At 38.0% G+C, this 16,234-nt stretch carries 10 protein-coding genes; 1 reads left to right on the top strand and 9 read right to left on the bottom strand.

Translation table 11 applies throughout. The features are described from left to right. Positions 1-33 precede the first annotated feature (33 nt). Entirely contained in the window at positions 34-486 is a 453-nt protein-coding gene (locus ACZZZC_RS06335; RefSeq protein WP_463485306.1) for a substrate-binding domain-containing protein, read from the bottom strand. A 136-nt stretch (positions 487-622) separates the two neighbouring features. Between ACZZZC_RS06335 and ACZZZC_RS06330 the strand changes: the two genes are divergently transcribed. Next, complete coding sequence (locus ACZZZC_RS06330) at positions 623-2,167, top strand: ABC transporter substrate-binding protein (RefSeq protein ID WP_463486790.1); 1,545 nt, start codon at positions 623-625, stop codon at positions 2,165-2,167. A 5-nt stretch (positions 2,168-2,172) separates the two neighbouring features. Here the strand turns inward: ACZZZC_RS06330 and ACZZZC_RS06325 are convergent, their stop codons facing one another. The 8 genes from ACZZZC_RS06325 to ACZZZC_RS06290 all read right to left on the bottom strand — a co-directional run bounded on the left by ACZZZC_RS06325 (position 2,173) and on the right by ACZZZC_RS06290 (position 16,151). Beyond that, positions 2,173-4,260, bottom strand: a complete 2,088-nt coding sequence (locus ACZZZC_RS06325; RefSeq protein ID WP_463486789.1) for a S9 family peptidase — start codon at positions 4,258-4,260, stop codon at positions 2,173-2,175. A gap of 84 nt (positions 4,261-4,344) precedes the next feature. After that, positions 4,345-5,781 carry a SusD/RagB family nutrient-binding outer membrane lipoprotein gene (locus ACZZZC_RS06320; protein WP_463486788.1) on the bottom strand — a complete coding sequence of 479 codons (1,437 nt, stop codon included), beginning with the start codon at positions 5,779-5,781 and terminating at the stop codon, positions 4,345-4,347. 11 nt (positions 5,782-5,792) lie between these two features. After that, complete coding sequence (locus ACZZZC_RS06315) at positions 5,793-8,924, bottom strand: SusC/RagA family TonB-linked outer membrane protein (RefSeq protein WP_463486787.1); 3,132 nt, start codon at positions 8,922-8,924, stop codon at positions 5,793-5,795. A gap of 291 nt (positions 8,925-9,215) precedes the next feature. Then, positions 9,216-11,654, bottom strand: coding sequence for a TonB-dependent receptor domain-containing protein (locus ACZZZC_RS06310; protein ID WP_463486786.1), 2,439 nt, complete (start codon positions 11,652-11,654; stop codon positions 9,216-9,218). Between the two features lie 412 nt (positions 11,655-12,066). Continuing rightward, on the bottom strand, positions 12,067-12,795 hold the full coding sequence (locus ACZZZC_RS06305) for an acyl-CoA desaturase (RefSeq protein WP_463486785.1): 729 nt from the start codon (positions 12,793-12,795) through the stop codon (positions 12,067-12,069). 128 nt (positions 12,796-12,923) lie between these two features. After that, entirely contained in the window at positions 12,924-13,421 is a 498-nt protein-coding gene (locus tag ACZZZC_RS06300) for a cupin domain-containing protein (RefSeq protein ID WP_056848679.1), read from the bottom strand. Between the two features lie 320 nt (positions 13,422-13,741). Beyond that, a complete protein-coding gene (locus ACZZZC_RS06295; protein WP_463486784.1) occupies positions 13,742-14,317 on the bottom strand; it encodes a hypothetical protein in 576 nt (191 codons plus the stop codon). 325 nt (positions 14,318-14,642) lie between these two features. Beyond that, entirely contained in the window at positions 14,643-16,151 is a 1,509-nt protein-coding gene (locus ACZZZC_RS06290) for an endonuclease/exonuclease/phosphatase family protein (RefSeq protein WP_463486783.1), read from the bottom strand. Positions 16,152-16,234 lie beyond the last annotated feature (83 nt).

Raw genomic sequence — 16,234 nt, 5'->3', positions numbered from 1 at the left:
ATAACCATTTCAAATCTCTCACACCATCGGTTTTTAAGCTCCAAACCTGATCCATTTATCACCTTCGTGGCCGAAGATAAAAGAACCAGGGTGAAGCATTTCAGCCATATCTTCAATCAGCGACACAGCATTTTCCGCTGATCTTTCCCGGTTAACATCATCATTAAGCAAAATGATTCGGTTGTTTTTTACTGCTTGCCAATCGGCATCTAAAACAGAAGGAACCTCTCTCATCAGATCGGTAAGGGTTTTTCCAGGTTGGTAATAAATAATAAAAGCAGCACTCATCACGTCGGACTCGATCATTCCTCCAGCTAAAGCAATCTCTTCTGTAAGGAAATAACTTGGATTATTGTTTACATCCAATAAAGCCACCGGCATTTTATCCATAAACTTAATTTTATGCTCAACTATATCCAAACGCTCCTGTAAATCATCACGTTTTGTAGCATCCAAGCCAATAAATAAATCGTTTAAAAAAGACATCTGCATTAAATTTATTAATTTGTGCAAAAATAACATTCCTTACCGCATGCAAGGCTCATTTAGATATATATTTTGGATTTTTTGTCTTATCATCTGCATTTCCTGCAAACAAAAAAGTATTAACAGCGACAAAAAAGTGTTCAATATCAATCTGGATCAAGGCCTGACTTCTCTCGATCCAGCATTTGCCCGAAACCAAAATGCAATTTGGATGACCAACCAAATTTTTAACGGCCTGGTGCAGATAGATTCATCGTTGCAAACTGTTCCGTGTATTGCAAAAAGCTGGGCGGTTTCTGCAGACGCAATGACCTACACGTTCAACTTACGCAATGATGTTTACTTTCAGGATGATGAAATTTTTAAAAACGGAAAGGGAAGAAAAGTTGTTGCCAGCGATTTTGCCTATTCATTCTACAGGTTAATCGATCCAAAAGTAGCTTCCTCTGGCGGTTGGATTTTTAGTGACAAAGTCAAAGATCAATCGAGTTTTATTGCAATAAACGACAGTACTTTTAAAATTCAGCTGGTTCGTCCTTTTCCACCATTTATGAATTTACTCACTACACAATATTGTTCGGTGGTGCCAAAAGAAGTGGTGGAGCATTACGGTAAAGATTTTCGAAGTCACCCGGTGGGGACAGGCCCTTTTAAATTTAAATACTGGAAAGAGGGAGAAATTTTGGTTCTATTAAAAAATGAACATTATTTCGAAAAAGATAAGGCAGGAATACAATTACCTTATTTAGATGCTGTTAAAGCTACTTTTATCACCGACAAACAAAGTGGTTTTATGAGTTTTTTAAAGAAAGACCTCGATTTTTATTACAACGTTGATGGAAGCTACCGTGATGATATCCTGACGAAAAGTGGTAAGATGAGCACCAAATATAAAGGTAAGTTTACCTTAACCAAAAGCCCGTATCTGTGTACGGAATACGTCGGCATTTTGGTTGATTCAAATTTAGCCCTGGTAAAAAACTCTCCACTGAAAATTAGGAAAATCAGACAAGCTATTAATTACGCCATTGATCGCGACAAGTTGATTAGATATTTGCGCAATGGGATCGGCATCGCCGCAACATCTGGGTTCATACCGAAAGGCATGCCTGGATTCGATAGTGTTGCCGTTCGAGGTTACTCCTACAACCCAAAGCTTTCAGCCAAACTGTTAAAGGAAGCGGGTTTCCCTGATGGAAAGGGTTTGCCGGAAATCACCTTGAATACTACCACTACTTATAAAGACTTAATTGAGTTTATCCAGGGAGAATTGACAAACGTGGGCATCAAAGTTAAAATCGATGTGAGTCCGAGCGCAAGTTTGAGAGATTTAATGTCCAAAAACAGTGTGAATTTTTTCCGTGGTTCATGGCTAGCCGATTATGCAGATGGCGAAAATTTTCTTTCTATGTTCTATTCCAAAAACAAAGTTCCCTTCGGCCCAAATTACTTTGCCTTTTACAATAAGGAATTTGATCGGTTATTTGAACAAAGTTATTACGAAACCGATAACGAAAAGCGTTTTGCACTGTACCGAAAAATGGACCAGCTGGTGATGGACAACTCACCTGTGGTGCCATTATTTTACGATCAATCTGTAGTGATGCTACAAAATAACATTAGTGGCTATGCATTTAACGCATTAAGCCTAATGATTTTGAAAGGCATTAAAAAGGATTAATAACCTCACTTTTCTCTATCCATCAGCTTGCGTTTTAAAAAATCTGCCGTGGCATCACTCACTTTTACGCCATTAGAAAACTTCATCCAATGGTGGGTGTCATCAGGAATAGCCAGAAATTCAAAATCCATCTGTAAATCTTCAAAGCGTTTCGCTAAATCTACACTTTGATTAAAAGCTACGTTGCGATCATCATCAGCATGGATGATCAAGGTCGGGGAAGTCCAGGTTTTAACATAGGTAACTGGTGAAGATTCGGTTGCAATTTTCGCCGCCAAATCCGCATCGGGAGCAGGGGTTTTCCCTTCGATCGCTACACTACTAAATCGACTGTTTACGCCATGGATATCTACACCTGCAGCAAACAGTTTAGAATCTTTCCCGAGGGCTAAAGCCGTTAAGTAACCGCCATAAGAGCCGCCATAAATCCCTATCCGTTTAGGATCGATATTGGCTTGATTCGCTAACCACTCCCCTGCAGCCTTTATATCCTGATATTCTGAAGCACCTTGAGCTCCGGCATTTTTAGGCTTGTGAAAATCATATCCATAACCCAAACCCAAACGGTAATTTACAGAAAGCACCGTAAAACCCATACTCACCAGGTACTGATTCAAAGCATAATCAATGGAGTAATAATCCATCGGACTCCAGCCTAAATACATTTGGCGTTGGGGTCCGCCGTGAACATAAACAATGGCCGGGTGATTTTTAGCAGCTTTTCTAGGAGAAAAAAGTTGTCCATAAACGGTATTGCCATCAGCCGCTTTGAAACTAACATGTTTTGGAGTTACCATTTCCGATAGCGGAAAATCTTTTGGAATCAATTCTTCACCAATTAGATTTATGGTCCCTCCTGCTTTCAAAAGCGCTGGCAACAAGGGCCGCTGTGCCGTAGCACTTAAACAAAATACCTGTTTTGCATCACCCGAAAATACTGGATAAGCTTCGATACCCAAACCCAAACTCAAAGGTTTCATATTTGCTTTGTCCACATCAACAGTATAGATATGTCTTCGGTCTAAATCGTGAACGTCCTTGCCGGTGTTGGATGCAAACACCAAAGTTTTTTTATCGATACTTAATTTGATGTTTTCAACGGTGAAGTTACCAGGAGTAAGTAATATTTTTTGCGAGCCATCGGCTTTCATGGAATACAAATGTGGCCAACCATCCTCATATGAAGCAAAAACAATTCTGTTATTGGCCCACATTAAGTTCGCCCCACCTTCTATCGATGGAAAAGATCCACGTAATGTTTCTTGGGCCTTCCAAATCTGTTTGCCTTTTTCTGTTTTAAGATCAACTGTCCAAATGGCCCAGGGTTGGTGTTTGGCTTTTAATATAGAATCTGTTTCTCCGCCAACTCCTTGCGTCCTGATAAACGCAATAGCATCTCCATCGGGCGACCAAACAGGAGAATTATCTTTGGAAAATGATGGCAACAACCATTTAATTGGCGTTTTTTGATCTTGATAAATCCCTATGAATGAATGATCGGTACGATTACTTACAAATGCGATCTTCTCCCCATCAGGCGACCATTTATAGGAAGTGTTAGATCCTTTTACGCTGATAATATTTTTTGCGGGTGAAGCACCATCTGCCGGGCTTAGATAAATCTGACCTCCTTTTGCAAAGAGGAGCTGATTGCCTTTTGGTGAAAACACAGGGTAATCACCTTCGGAAATTAAATTTATTTTACCCCCCGAAAATGGAACGGTAAAAATTTCTACCTTGGGTGGGGTTGGTAAAGAAGCCGCATTTACTGAACCGCCGTCTCTTCCACCATGATCGCCACCTTTTACAAAAACAATCCATTGGCCATCAGCAGAAATAGAAAGACTGGTCAGCTCCTGTCCATCATCTTCATTGAAGTTGGTTATTTTTACCGCTTTATAATCTGGAGCTTCGGCAGTATAAATATTTCGTTTACCTTGTTCATTAGCTGCCCAGGCAATTTTGGAACCTACTGGAGATGCTACCAATTGCGATGGAAAAGGATAACTAAGTACGGATTTAATGGAAAATGATTGCGCAAAAGCTGAGGCTATTGAAGCAAATACCAGTAAAGTAAAAAGCGCTTTCTTCATTGTAGGAAATTTCTGGATAATTTATCAAAAAAAAGCCCTAACCAGTAAATGGGAAGGGCTTGAAAATTGTTTTTTATAAAATTGTTACTGATCCCACCATAATCTTGTGGTTCTTGGTACATCAACAGGAACGTTCGCTCCATTTTTACTTCTTTCACCCTGAGTGTAATCCAAACGGCGAATGAAAGTTGGCAATGCATTATTCACTGGCAATGTAAAATCTTTGTATTTATAATCGAAACGGCGAGCATCATTCCAGGCTTCTGGATTGAGGTAGGTGGCGATATATTTTTCTTTAAAGATTAAATCTTTAGTAAGCGCAGCTGCACCTACAGAAACCGTAGGCCTTGCTAAATAAGCAGCCTTATCTGTTGCTTCAACCTGAAATTTATCCATGTTCGCAGAAATTCCTGCCAAATACGCGTTATATGATCTCGTTCTGTCGGTATCAAAAGCAGCTTCTGCTTCAATAAATTTTAGCTCTGCGTAGGTTACCAGAAAAATTGGAGAAGTGTTTCCGCTCCAGGGAGAATTCTGTGAAATATAGTTTTCATTTTTCAAAGTGTTTGCTCCGGGAGGTCGATTACCTGCTCCGTTTACAGTGCCAATCCATTTTCCATCAACGGTTAAGTCAGTAATTTTTGGTAGTCGTGGATCAATCGGACCAGGATATGATGTTCCGTTTAATGCGTCTATCAATTGCTCAGACAACCAACCACCTAAAGATTGCTGTGAATTGCTTAGCGCAACTCCGGCCCAAAAATTACGCTCTCTAAAAGTCTGCATTCTTGCATCTTCATTGTTATTAGCGATTGATTTGCTCACAGCATCTAAAACAGCAGCCGGATTGTAGCTAGCAGTTTTACTTACTTTATTCAATAGCCGGGCTTTCAAAGCGTAAGCAAACTTTAACCAGTTGGCTCTTTCAGTTGCAGGAGTAGTGCCATAAATTAAATCGCTGGCTGCCGCTAATTTTACCGCTGAGTTTGTTTTTGCCAACTCCACAATGGCCTCATCAATCAAAGCCATAGAAGATGCATAAACATCTTGTTGCTTATCATACTTCGGAACTAAATTATTAATATTGAAAGCTTCAGAAAAAGGAGCATCGCCCCATAAATCATTCACCATGATCAAATTGTAGGCAATGATCACATCGGCAACGCCCTTATATTCACTTGAATTTTGAGCAATCGCTAGCTTTTTCATTTCATTAGCATCAGCCATAGCAAAATATAATGCATCCCAGGTACCGCTAAAATCTATGGCCTGGTAAGTATCGCCGGCGCCATTGGCAGCAGGATTGGCTGTATACTGCACGTAAGGCAAAATAATACTCGCCACATTATAGTTATTTAAACCCGCTTTATAAGTAGATGTTGCTAATAAGGCGTTTAAGGTTGGGTTAGCAACCTGGTTTGGATTATCTGATAGTTTATCAAAGTAACTATCCTTACAGCCTTGCAAACCTAATGTTGCAATCATGGCCGAAAACAAGGTATATTTTATAATCTTTTGCATCTTAATTCTTTTTAAAAACCAACATTAAGCGTGAACAGAATCTGACGTGAAGATGGATAGGTAAATCCTGCAGAGCCATCATTGTTGCTTCCTGCATCATAAGAACTTGATTCAGGATCTACGCCGTAATATTTTGTCCATAACCACAAATTGTTTCCAGTAACAGACAGCGAAGCATTTTTAATTGCTTTTGCAGGTAACCATTTTGCTGGGAAACGGTAAGACAAACTCGCTGAACGTAAACGTACCCAGGAAGCATCAGATACAAATGGCTCTGATACATTTCTGTAATAAATCCGGTAATAACCCTCGCCGTAATTCACACCATCGGGTCCGGTAGTTTGACCGAGCCAAACCTGTTTGGTATTCGGCGTTCCATTTGCAAGTACACCTTCAAATGTTTTAAACGATCTTCTGTCGGTGGTGTAATCTGGCAAGCCAAATGCCGAATAAAAATCTTCTAACCAGTTATATTTCTCGAAACCTAAACGGGCATCAAACAACACGTTTAAGCTAAAGTTTTTGTAGTTGAACGTGTTTCCTAAACCAATAATATAATCTGGTTGAGAGTTACCTAACAATCTTTGTGTGCCACCAGAAATGATTGGAAAACCATTTGTTCCGATTAGCAAAGGAAGATTTTTATCTAAAACGATTGGATCTTGAGGGTTTGGAGAATATCTCTGGAAATAACTTCCATAAATATTTCCGTAAGGCTGGCCTTCTATCAGTTTCATGGTTACCCCAGCATTTCCATAACCTCTCGCAGCGCCATACACAATCTCTTTAATGCCATTAGGCATGTTAAGCACCTTGTTTCTATTTGCCGAAAGGTTAAGGTTTACGCTCCAGTTGAAATCTTTACCTACAATTGGTTTACCATTAATTACCAATTCTACACCTCGGTTACGAATATCGCCCGCATTAATTGATTTGGTTACATAGCCTACAGCTGATGAAATCTGGGTTTGAATAATTTGATCCTGACTTAATGAATAATAGTAAGTGAAGTCAAATCCCAAGCGGTTTTTGAAAAACGACATTTCCAAACCTGCCTCGTAGGTGTTTGTAAACTCTGGTAATAAATCAGGGTTACCCAGGTTAGAAGCAATTGTTAAACCACCTGTACCGGTTGGTAAACTACCGTAAGGAGAATAGCCTGTAAAAGTAGAATATTCCGAAGCATCCTTACCAATCCGTGCATAAGATAACCTTAATTTAGCCTGATTGATTACTGATGGCAGTTTTAAATGATCAGAGAAAACATAGCTTAAACTTGCAGAAGGATAAAAGAATGATCTGTTTTCTTTTGGCAAAGTTGAAGTGATATCATTTCTTCCTGTAACGGTTAAGAACAGATAATTCTTATAATCAAACGTAGCCTCTCCAAAATAACCCACCAAACGCTTTTCGCGGAGGTTTTGGCTTAGCGTTACCACCCCTGCATTAGTAAGATTAAAGAAATTATAAATCCCTAAAATACTGCCCAAGGTTCCAATTTCTTTAATTCGTCTGTCGTAAAGTTCTTGCCCTAATCTTAAAGTACCTGTGATGTCTTCCCCTAATTTAGTTGTAAAAGTAGCAACTAAAGTACTGTTCAACGTTCTAAATTTGGTATTGTACTCACCATAAAAGCCCTGCTCATTATCATACATCGCTTCACCGGTATACATTGGACCACGAGCTGTTCTCACCCTGTTATCATTGTAAGTATCGATACCAAAACGGTACGATAGATTTAACCATTTTGCTGGATCATAACTTAAACTTGCACCACCAATGAAGCGGTTCACATCGCCTTTAAGCTTATTATTAGCGGTTCCCCAAATCGGATTATTTGTTCCAAAATATTTTTGAGAACCATCTGCATTTTCATAATCAGAAACATCGTATCGAGGTGAAAAATAAGCTAAACCTTCTCCAAACCGATCGGCGGCATAAGTATAACCACCAGAATTGGTAAAGTTCATGTTAACAGAAGCCTTAAACTTAGGACTGATAATGAGATCGGTATTTAGTCTTGCAGATAAGTTTTTATTATCCGTATTAGGCATCATCCCTTTTTGGTAAAGTTGCGAGATTGAGGAGAAAAATTTAATAGCATCACTTCCACCAGTTAATGAAACCGAATTTTTAACCTGCTGTCCAGTGCCAAAAGCCTGATCATAATTATTAAAAAGCTTATCAGGATGGGTTGGATCAATTAATTTTGCTTCAGCAATTGTTGGCCCCCATGCTGGTCCGATACCACCTGGAGGATTGGTATAAACACCTAAAACCCCTTGTGTATATTCTGTTTGAACTTTCGGACTGATTAACACATTTTCGAAGCCATAAGTACTATTGAAATTTACCTGAATTCCATTTTGTTTACCTCTTTTTGTGGTAATTACCACTACGCCGTTTGCCCCTCTTAAACCATATAAAGCTGTCGCTGCACCACCTTTCAAGATGTTAATGGTTTCAATATCTTCAGGATTTACATCAGAAGCTCTATTGGTTACCCCTCTCGAGCCATAAGAATTACCACCTGGATTTGCACCCACAGTTGAAGTTGAGTTATCAATCTGTACTCCATCTATAACATAGAGTGGATCGCCAGAAATGTTTGGGTCAATGGAGTTTACACCCCTAACCCTGATACTTGCACCCTGACCAGGACCGCCACCAGTACTTGAAATAGTAGCACCAGCAACTTTTCCCTGTAACGCATTAACTAAATTGGGCTGATGGTTATAGTTTAAATCTTCCGATTTAACCGTTTGTGCAGCATAACCTAATGACTTTGCCTGCCTGGTAATCCCTAAAGCTGTAGAAACGGTAACTTCTTCAAGCTGTTGTGAATCTGAAGCCAATGCCAAAGCAATTGTAGTTCTGTTACCAACGGTAACTTCCTGTGTTTTGTAACCGATTAAACTGACTACTAAAACTGCAGATGAAGAAGGTACCTGAATAGTAAAACTACCATTACTATCAGTTGATGTTCCGGTAGTGCTTCCTTTTATTTTAACGCTGGCACCAGGTAATGGCCCAGAATCATCAGAAGAAGTAATTTTTCCTGTTACTGTTTTTACCTGAGCCATAGAAGAAAGACCCGTTAGCAAAACACACAAAAAAAATAGTGAGGTAAAGATTTTTCTCATATCTCTATTATTTAGGTTAAGGTTTGTTAGTTAGATGCAATATATAGTTTTTATAAATAAAAAACCGCATAAAAACTGAGCAAAAACTGGTTAACTTTAAATAAATAATGAAAATTGCCATAAAACCTGCAACAAGAATCAGACATATTGAAATTATACCGCAAAAACATGCATAATCTTTGCTAAACAAATGGGTTACAAGATAATTTTCAGGCACTAAGTGTATTTTATACACCGTTAACAAAAAAGCCTTCGATTTTTATCGAAGGCTTTAATATTTGATTCTAAATTTTATTGTTGAATGCCGCCCATTCCGCCACCACCTTGTTGTTGGTCTTGTTTAGCATCATCATTTTTAATTTTTTTCTTTTCTGTGAATTTCAATTTACCAAAACTATAACTGAAGTTAACTCCAAAAGAACGAAGCGGATAGTAGATATTCATGCTTTGATATATTGTACCTGTAGCATTTATCGCATTATTTACTGTTTTAATATGAAGATCTTTTGTAAATGGATTTAACACGTTCACACCAATGCTTCCTTTTTTCTTAAATAAATCCTTTTTAAATGAAGCACCGTAAATATAAAACGGATCTGTAACGCCTTGATAAGTACGCACTCTCGAAGTAATAACATTGAATAGTTCAAAATTATATCCTTTACCGAAACCGTAAGCCGAACGTACAAACCAATTGAAATTGAAGTAAGTTCCAGTATTAACATTCGTTTCGTTATTCGTTACCGAGTAAGTACTACCAACAAAATTGGTCATCAATGTCCATTTTGGTTTAGGATTGTAAGAACCGAACAAGTTGAAGCCATAGGTTTCTGCAGTACCCACATTAATATACGAACTCAAGGTTTTGTTAATTCCATTTTCTGTAACAGGTGAGATAGAACGCTCTATTACGCCACCTGTACGACGATAAAATAATGAAGCCGTAATAACTGAACCTTTGATATAAGTGTTGTAACCCAATTCAAAATTCTGACTTAACTCAGGATCCAATTGTGGGTTACCTTGCATGATATTAAACTGGTCGCTTTCGTTACGGAAAGGATTCAGATAATTCTGGGTTGGTCTTTGAACACGGCGATTATAGCTCAATTTCAAAGTAGCCCCACCTTTTAAAGTTCTTGAAAGAATGGCACTTGGAAACAAGTTCAAATAATCATTTTTCTGGATTCCGCTGTTCTGAGTATTAAAATCAATCTGTGTATATTCTGCTCTGACACCACCTTTGAATTTCCATTTTTTTGATAAATCGAAAGCAATTACACCGTAAGCGGCACCTACATTCTGGTTATAATCGAAATCTTGTGCAGCAATATCAAACTGACTTTTAATATCACGCAAAATAGCTTTTGCACCAACCTCTAAAACGGTAGCTTTTGAAAACGGATAGGTGTAATCCGTTTGAAAAGTATACTCATTGTTTTTACCTGTATTGTTGCTATTGGTAATTAAGCCTGTCGGGAAAGCTGCAGAGGTAAGTGTATTACTGAAACGTGTGGGATTTCTACCTGCGGAAAGCTGTGCAGAAATGGAAAATTCTTCTCCTTCCTTCTTACTCGTTTTACGGTAATCCACGTTCCAATCTAAATTCCTGAAGGTCATTTCCATATCTCCAATATTTGCTGCACCAATGTTGTTGATGATATAATTGGTTTCACTTGGTCCTCCGTTAGAAAAGCTATTGATTTTAGCTGTTGTACTTATGTTATTGTACGCATTAAAATCGTAATCTAAACCCAGGCTTCCGTTGTAGCCATCACGTCTCCACTTAGAAAATCCATTTTGCGAAATGCTATTGGTTGTACCGTTCAAATAAGTGGTATTGGTTATAAATTCTGTAAGCGATTTTTGCGGATAAGCCAGGTTAGTACCTAAACTGGTGTTCACACTTAAGCGACCAGTTTTAGCAGTTAAGTTAAACGCTCCATTGTTCTGGCGTGTTCCAACTGATGCATTAACACTTCCGCTAACACCTTGTGCGGTAGATTTTTTAGTGATGATATTTATGATACCTCCCGATCCTTCAGCATCGTATTTTGCCGAGGGACTGGTAATCACTTCAACACTTTTAATTTGTTCTGCCGGAATCATTTTCAAGGCATCAGCTACACTGCTGGCCATTGTTCCTGAAGGCTTACCGTTAATTAACACACGAACAGCCCCGCCACGCAACTGTACATTTCCCGTCGCATCAACCGATAACATGGGCACTTTACGCATCACATCTGTAGCATCGCCACCGGCATTAGTTCCGTCAGCTTCAGCATTATATACCATTCTGTCGATCTTATTTTCGATCACTGCTTTTGTTCCCTGAACCTGTACATCAGCCAACGTATTTTCTGTTGAAGAAATATAAATGGTTCCTAAATTCTGATCGGGTTTTGCCGGCGTGGTGTTAACCAAAATAGTTTTGGTTTTGTAGCCCATAAAACCGATCATCAACTTATAAGAATCAGGCGCAACATTTTGCAATGATAATTTTCCTTTCGGATCTGTTACCCCACCGTTTACTGATCTATTATCCTTTGTATTAATAAGCGAAACTGTTGCGTAATCTATAGGCTGTTTGGTAACAGAATCTAAAATGGTTGCCGTAACGCGGCCAAAAACGGTTGGTTTTTTTGCACCTCCACCTAAACCACCGGGAAATTGGGCCTGAGCGTTGATAAATATTCCCAGCGATAGGATTAAGAGTAAAATTCTTTTCATATTAGTTAGTTAATCTTTGGTTATTAGTCGGCGGAAGAGGCTATTTGTTACAATGCAGGAGAATACTTTTTCGCGACTTCGTTAATTTAGTCGGCAAAGGTGCAAATTTTTCAGACAATAACAGCGTAAAAATGATAGACCACTAGAAATGTAAAAGGAAAGAAAAACAGATTACAAAGAAGCAACAAAAACATGCTTTTTATCCGTCATTCAATTTCATTTGGTAGTGATAGCGATATGACTACGGAGTGCAAATATCCTTAGAAAGAATAGATCTTTTCCAGAACATTGAAGCATTGAACGAACCGAAGTAGCTTAAGTAAGAGACATTAGAGGATAAAATCAATATGCACTGTCTAACCACCGCATATTGATTTTATCAGGGAAAAATGGATTCTGCCAACAGAATTGACTATACTTTTCTTATTTTAATAATTCGCATCCAGTGTAAAACCTTCATTACCGGATAGGTTGGATCAAACTCCCACCATTTAGTAGCAAAGTTTGGACTATTAGGTTTTTTATGGTGATTATTCTGAAACAACTCGCCCATTAATAAGAAATCCCATGGTAAAGAGTTCTTGCTATGGTCATCGTTATCGTGGTTAGAATAACCATATTTATGCCCGCACCAGTTAACAATGGCGCCATGTAACGGCCCCATTAAAAAATGGATTGGCAATAAAATAAACAACCACCAATGGTTTGCAAACATGATATAAAAACCGATATAAAATAAACCACAAGCAATTCTCCATAACCAAGAATTTCCAATCTTATCAACAATTGGCCATTCAGGATAATTGCCCTGAAAAGCCGGCTCAGGCTGTATCTTAAACTGTAAATAGTTCATATACATATTCTTTGTAGCGATCATCATCCCGAAAACATCTTTAAAAAAATGCGGGGAATGCGGATCCTTTTCCGTATCACTATAAGCATGGTGCATACGATGCAAAATAGCGTAAGCCCTCGGATTTAAGAATGATGAACCTTGAGAAATAAGTAAAATTAAGTAAAAGAATTTTTCCCAGAAAGGCTCCATCTTAAACATTTTGTGCGATGAATAACGGTGAAGGAAAAAGGTTTGGCTAAATAAGGATAAGAACCAATGGCAAAGAAAGAAAAGGAGGATAATCATGTATTGTGTGTATGCTTTATTAACGTATTTTATCTACGTTTAGTTTTTGGCGGTTAGAAAACCAAGGTATCGAAAGGAGGAGTTATAATAATCCTGCCCGATTAAAACGAGCAGGATCTAAAAAAATATTATCTGCCAAAATCATCCTGAACGCGAACGATATCACTTTCATCAGATGGGTTTGATGCATCCGTATGTTGCCAAATTTCAGCTACAACACCCCAGTCATCTAAACCGATTAAACGGTGGCGTTCACCTTGTTGTAATTTAATTTGATCTTTTGGGGCGTATGTTTTTACTTCACCCTCTTCGTCAGTCTGGCTGGTTTTAATGCCTACTGTGCCGGTAACCACTTGCCAGATTTCAGCTCTGCGGTGGTGGTATTGCCATGATAAACGGGTATTCGGAGCAACGATCAATATTTTCGGACTTAACTTACCGCCAATTTTTAAACTCTCTACATCTAAGCCATCAAAATAAGTATCAGCGAATTGTTGAGCCTGCGCCTCATCAATTACAAAGAAACCGCCCCAAGGACGTGTTTCATCGCGGTTTACCACATTAAAACCTTCAATCTTTAAACGTTGTGCAACGCTGTCAAATATTTCTTTTTTATCGTTTGTCATTACTAATTAAGTTTTTTTAAAGCAAAGAGACTGTAAACAATTTTGGTTGATCACAATCTACAGTTTTGGCAAAAATAATGCTTATAAATTAAAAACTCCTTTTTACCGCTGCATTTTTTAGTAATATTTTCGAGCCGTTCAAAGTCTGGAGAAAGCGAAAAGTTTAATCTGCCGCTGTCGAGAGGAAAAGATTAACTTCGATGTTGAATCAGAAAAATATTTCTGTATAAATTGGATAGTCGTTAAAACTTTGGTACTGGAAGGTTATTCATTTGGAAGCGCTTCAACTTTTAGTTTGGGGAAACGAAGCGATATCAACGTTATTTTACTTTAGCGAAAGCTATATTTTGTGAATCCTGTTCTGCACTAAGCTCTTGGGCTTTGATTTTATTCATGGCCATTTCAATAGTAACAGAGGCATTTGGTTTTTGATATTGATCAGAGATAGACGCTGTAACGGATAATATTTGTTTAAGTGTGGCAAAGAATTGACGATCCTTATTTTTTACATATTGTAAATCTCTACCAGATTCACTATAGCTCCTATTTACATTTTCAGCACAGTTTTTCTGGTAAGCATCCAACATTAGCAACTTGTTTGTAATAGCCTCTAACGCTTTTTTCGACAATAAAAAACCTTTTATTTCTACCACTTCATTGTTTTTTAAAACATAGGTATGGCCATCAAAGGCAACTAATGAATTGGAGTTAAAAATTGATTTGGCTACTGGGAGCGAAATGCGTAACCGTTTAATTAAGCTTTTATTGAATTGGTATCGCTGATCAGCCAATTGCTTAACATATTGGTTACCATCAATAGCCTGATTTATATTCTGTGCATCAGCATGATAAATAAAACTGAAGATGAGAATAGCGATAATGAAGATGTTTTTCATGCTTAATTTTTGATTCTCAAAATAACACAAAAATTTTCAAATTATGTACAATAAAGTTTACAATTTACTTTACACTTGAACAACTAAAAGTTGTATAGCTAATTTTGCAGTAATTTTTAGCACAAAAAAAAGCCGATTTAACTTAATAAATCGGCTTCTTGCGGAAAACGTCGAATTGAATATTAGGCTAATGTGTGCAATAGACGGCCAAAATATTTTTTAAGTAATACCTGAGTTTTAATTGCAATTACACAGCCTTGGTACAATTTTGTCAACCGAGTTGATTTTCTAGTCTTATCTAACTATCCTCAACTTTGTTGTTAAACTATTTCACTTCAAATGTAATGAGTACTGCTGCATGATCTGATGGATATTTTATATCATGCTTTTCCAGAACCTTTGATATTAATGGTATGATATCATCGCCTTTAAAATAAATATAATCAATTCTATCTCTAAATGCTTCCGGGAATTGAGGACTCCATGTGATGCCCCTTTCTTTTAATGGGTCGGGATGTAGTACTCGATACGCATCTTTAAAGCCGGCCTTCTCTAATAAGATTCCAGTTGGAAATGGCATAACGTGTCCCTTATTTAAGTGTTTTGTGGCAGTTGTCCAATCTAAGTGAGAACCAGTATTAAAATCTCCGCAAAAGATAATAGGTATATTTTGTTTTAATTCTTTTTTCATTGCATTAAGAATATCATTCATCTTAGCTGCATTAACCCTTTGTTGTTTACTCATCCATGATGCGCTATCGAGTTTTACATTTTTCTCTAAACCATCCCAATAATCGAAAGGGTAGTTAATCCAGTTTGTAACAAACCATATTTGCTTTCCATCACCCAGGTAGATATGTGCACCACCATTATTGAAGGGCGCCTCACCTTCTATCGTATCCCCGATTGGAAATCGACTCATGATGGAGAGATTAGTGCTACGCAAATAGAAATAATAACCCAACGCGTCAGCAATTCGGGCCCCTGACCCATAGGTTTCCTGCATTGAAATGATATCAGCACCTGATGACCTAATCACATCAACAATTCGCATCGGACCAACATATTTACCAGTTTCATTTCCACCATGCCAGATATTGTAATTCATTACGCTGACTTTCTGTGGATTAAAATTCGTTTTACTTTTGGTTGGCTTGCCAGCCGCTGGTTCATAACCTGAGAGTATTTGTTTTGAATCTAATATTCCATCAAAAACTAGAACCTCATCAATCATTCCATTAAATGTGTCCCATTGTAGTAACTCACCTTTTGCTACTCCTCCAATATTCAGTTGAGATTCCTTATTTAATCCAGCCAATTGTGGGGTTGCATAAATAGCCACATTAATACCATCATAATATAAACGAACTTCTTTCTTTAGATGATCAAATGAATAGACCAGCTGATGCCAATCCCCGTCGGTAATGGGCTGACGTTGAAAAGTGGGTTTGTAATCGTATCTGATCTTACCTTTAAATCCGCTCCAATACCAGGCCCCGTTAGATTGCTTTCCCAATTCCAGAACATTTGACGAACCATCAGGCAATTTCGTAGTGGTTGTTAGCACAGCATAACTTTCATCATCTTGTATAGAAGCTTTCACCCAAACTGAAATGGTATATGATCCGTGAGCTATTGACGGAGGCAACTTCCTTTGAATCGGCTGTCGAAACGCAGCCCTTTCGCTAAGGTCTAAACAATCACCGCTTATCCCTTTTGAAGTTTGGTAACCAGTTAAGTCAGTTTTACTAAAATGTTCTTCGAATAATATTTTATGCTGTGCTTTAGCAAAAAAGGTAGTCACGATAAGTATTGTTGCTAATACCGCTTTCATTAATTCTTATTTTTAATACCTATGGATAGTGTTCCACAATTCTAGAGATCATTCAGTTTTAAAAAGCATTGCTTTGAAAACAA

It is taken from the genome of Pedobacter sp. AC212, from assembly GCF_979258625.1.
Note: the sequence above shows the minus strand (reverse complement) of the source record. Positions and strands in the feature narration are given on the sequence as shown.

What these genes read in the sequence shown, in the direction of transcription:
- ACZZZC_RS06335 (WP_463485306.1), bottom strand. Translation starts at nt 486, where the DNA reads ATGTCTTTTTTAAACGATTTATTTATTGGCTTGGATGCTACAAAACGT.
- ACZZZC_RS06325 (WP_463486789.1), bottom strand. Translation starts at nt 4,260, where the DNA reads ATGAAGAAAGCGCTTTTTACTTTACTGGTATTTGCTTCAATAGCCTCA.
- ACZZZC_RS06320 (WP_463486788.1), bottom strand. Translation starts at nt 5,781, where the DNA reads ATGCAAAAGATTATAAAATATACCTTGTTTTCGGCCATGATTGCAACA.
- ACZZZC_RS06315 (WP_463486787.1), bottom strand. Translation starts at nt 8,924, where the DNA reads ATGAGAAAAATCTTTACCTCACTATTTTTTTTGTGTGTTTTGCTAACG.
- ACZZZC_RS06310 (WP_463486786.1), bottom strand. Translation starts at nt 11,654, where the DNA reads ATGAAAAGAATTTTACTCTTAATCCTATCGCTGGGAATATTTATCAAC.
- ACZZZC_RS06305 (WP_463486785.1), bottom strand. Translation starts at nt 12,795, where the DNA reads ATGATTATCCTCCTTTTCTTTCTTTGCCATTGGTTCTTATCCTTATTT.
- ACZZZC_RS06300 (WP_056848679.1), bottom strand. Translation starts at nt 13,421, where the DNA reads ATGACAAACGATAAAAAAGAAATATTTGACAGCGTTGCACAACGTTTA.
- ACZZZC_RS06295 (WP_463486784.1), bottom strand. Translation starts at nt 14,317, where the DNA reads ATGAAAAACATCTTCATTATCGCTATTCTCATCTTCAGTTTTATTTAT.
- ACZZZC_RS06290 (WP_463486783.1), bottom strand. Translation starts at nt 16,151, where the DNA reads ATGAAAGCGGTATTAGCAACAATACTTATCGTGACTACCTTTTTTGCT.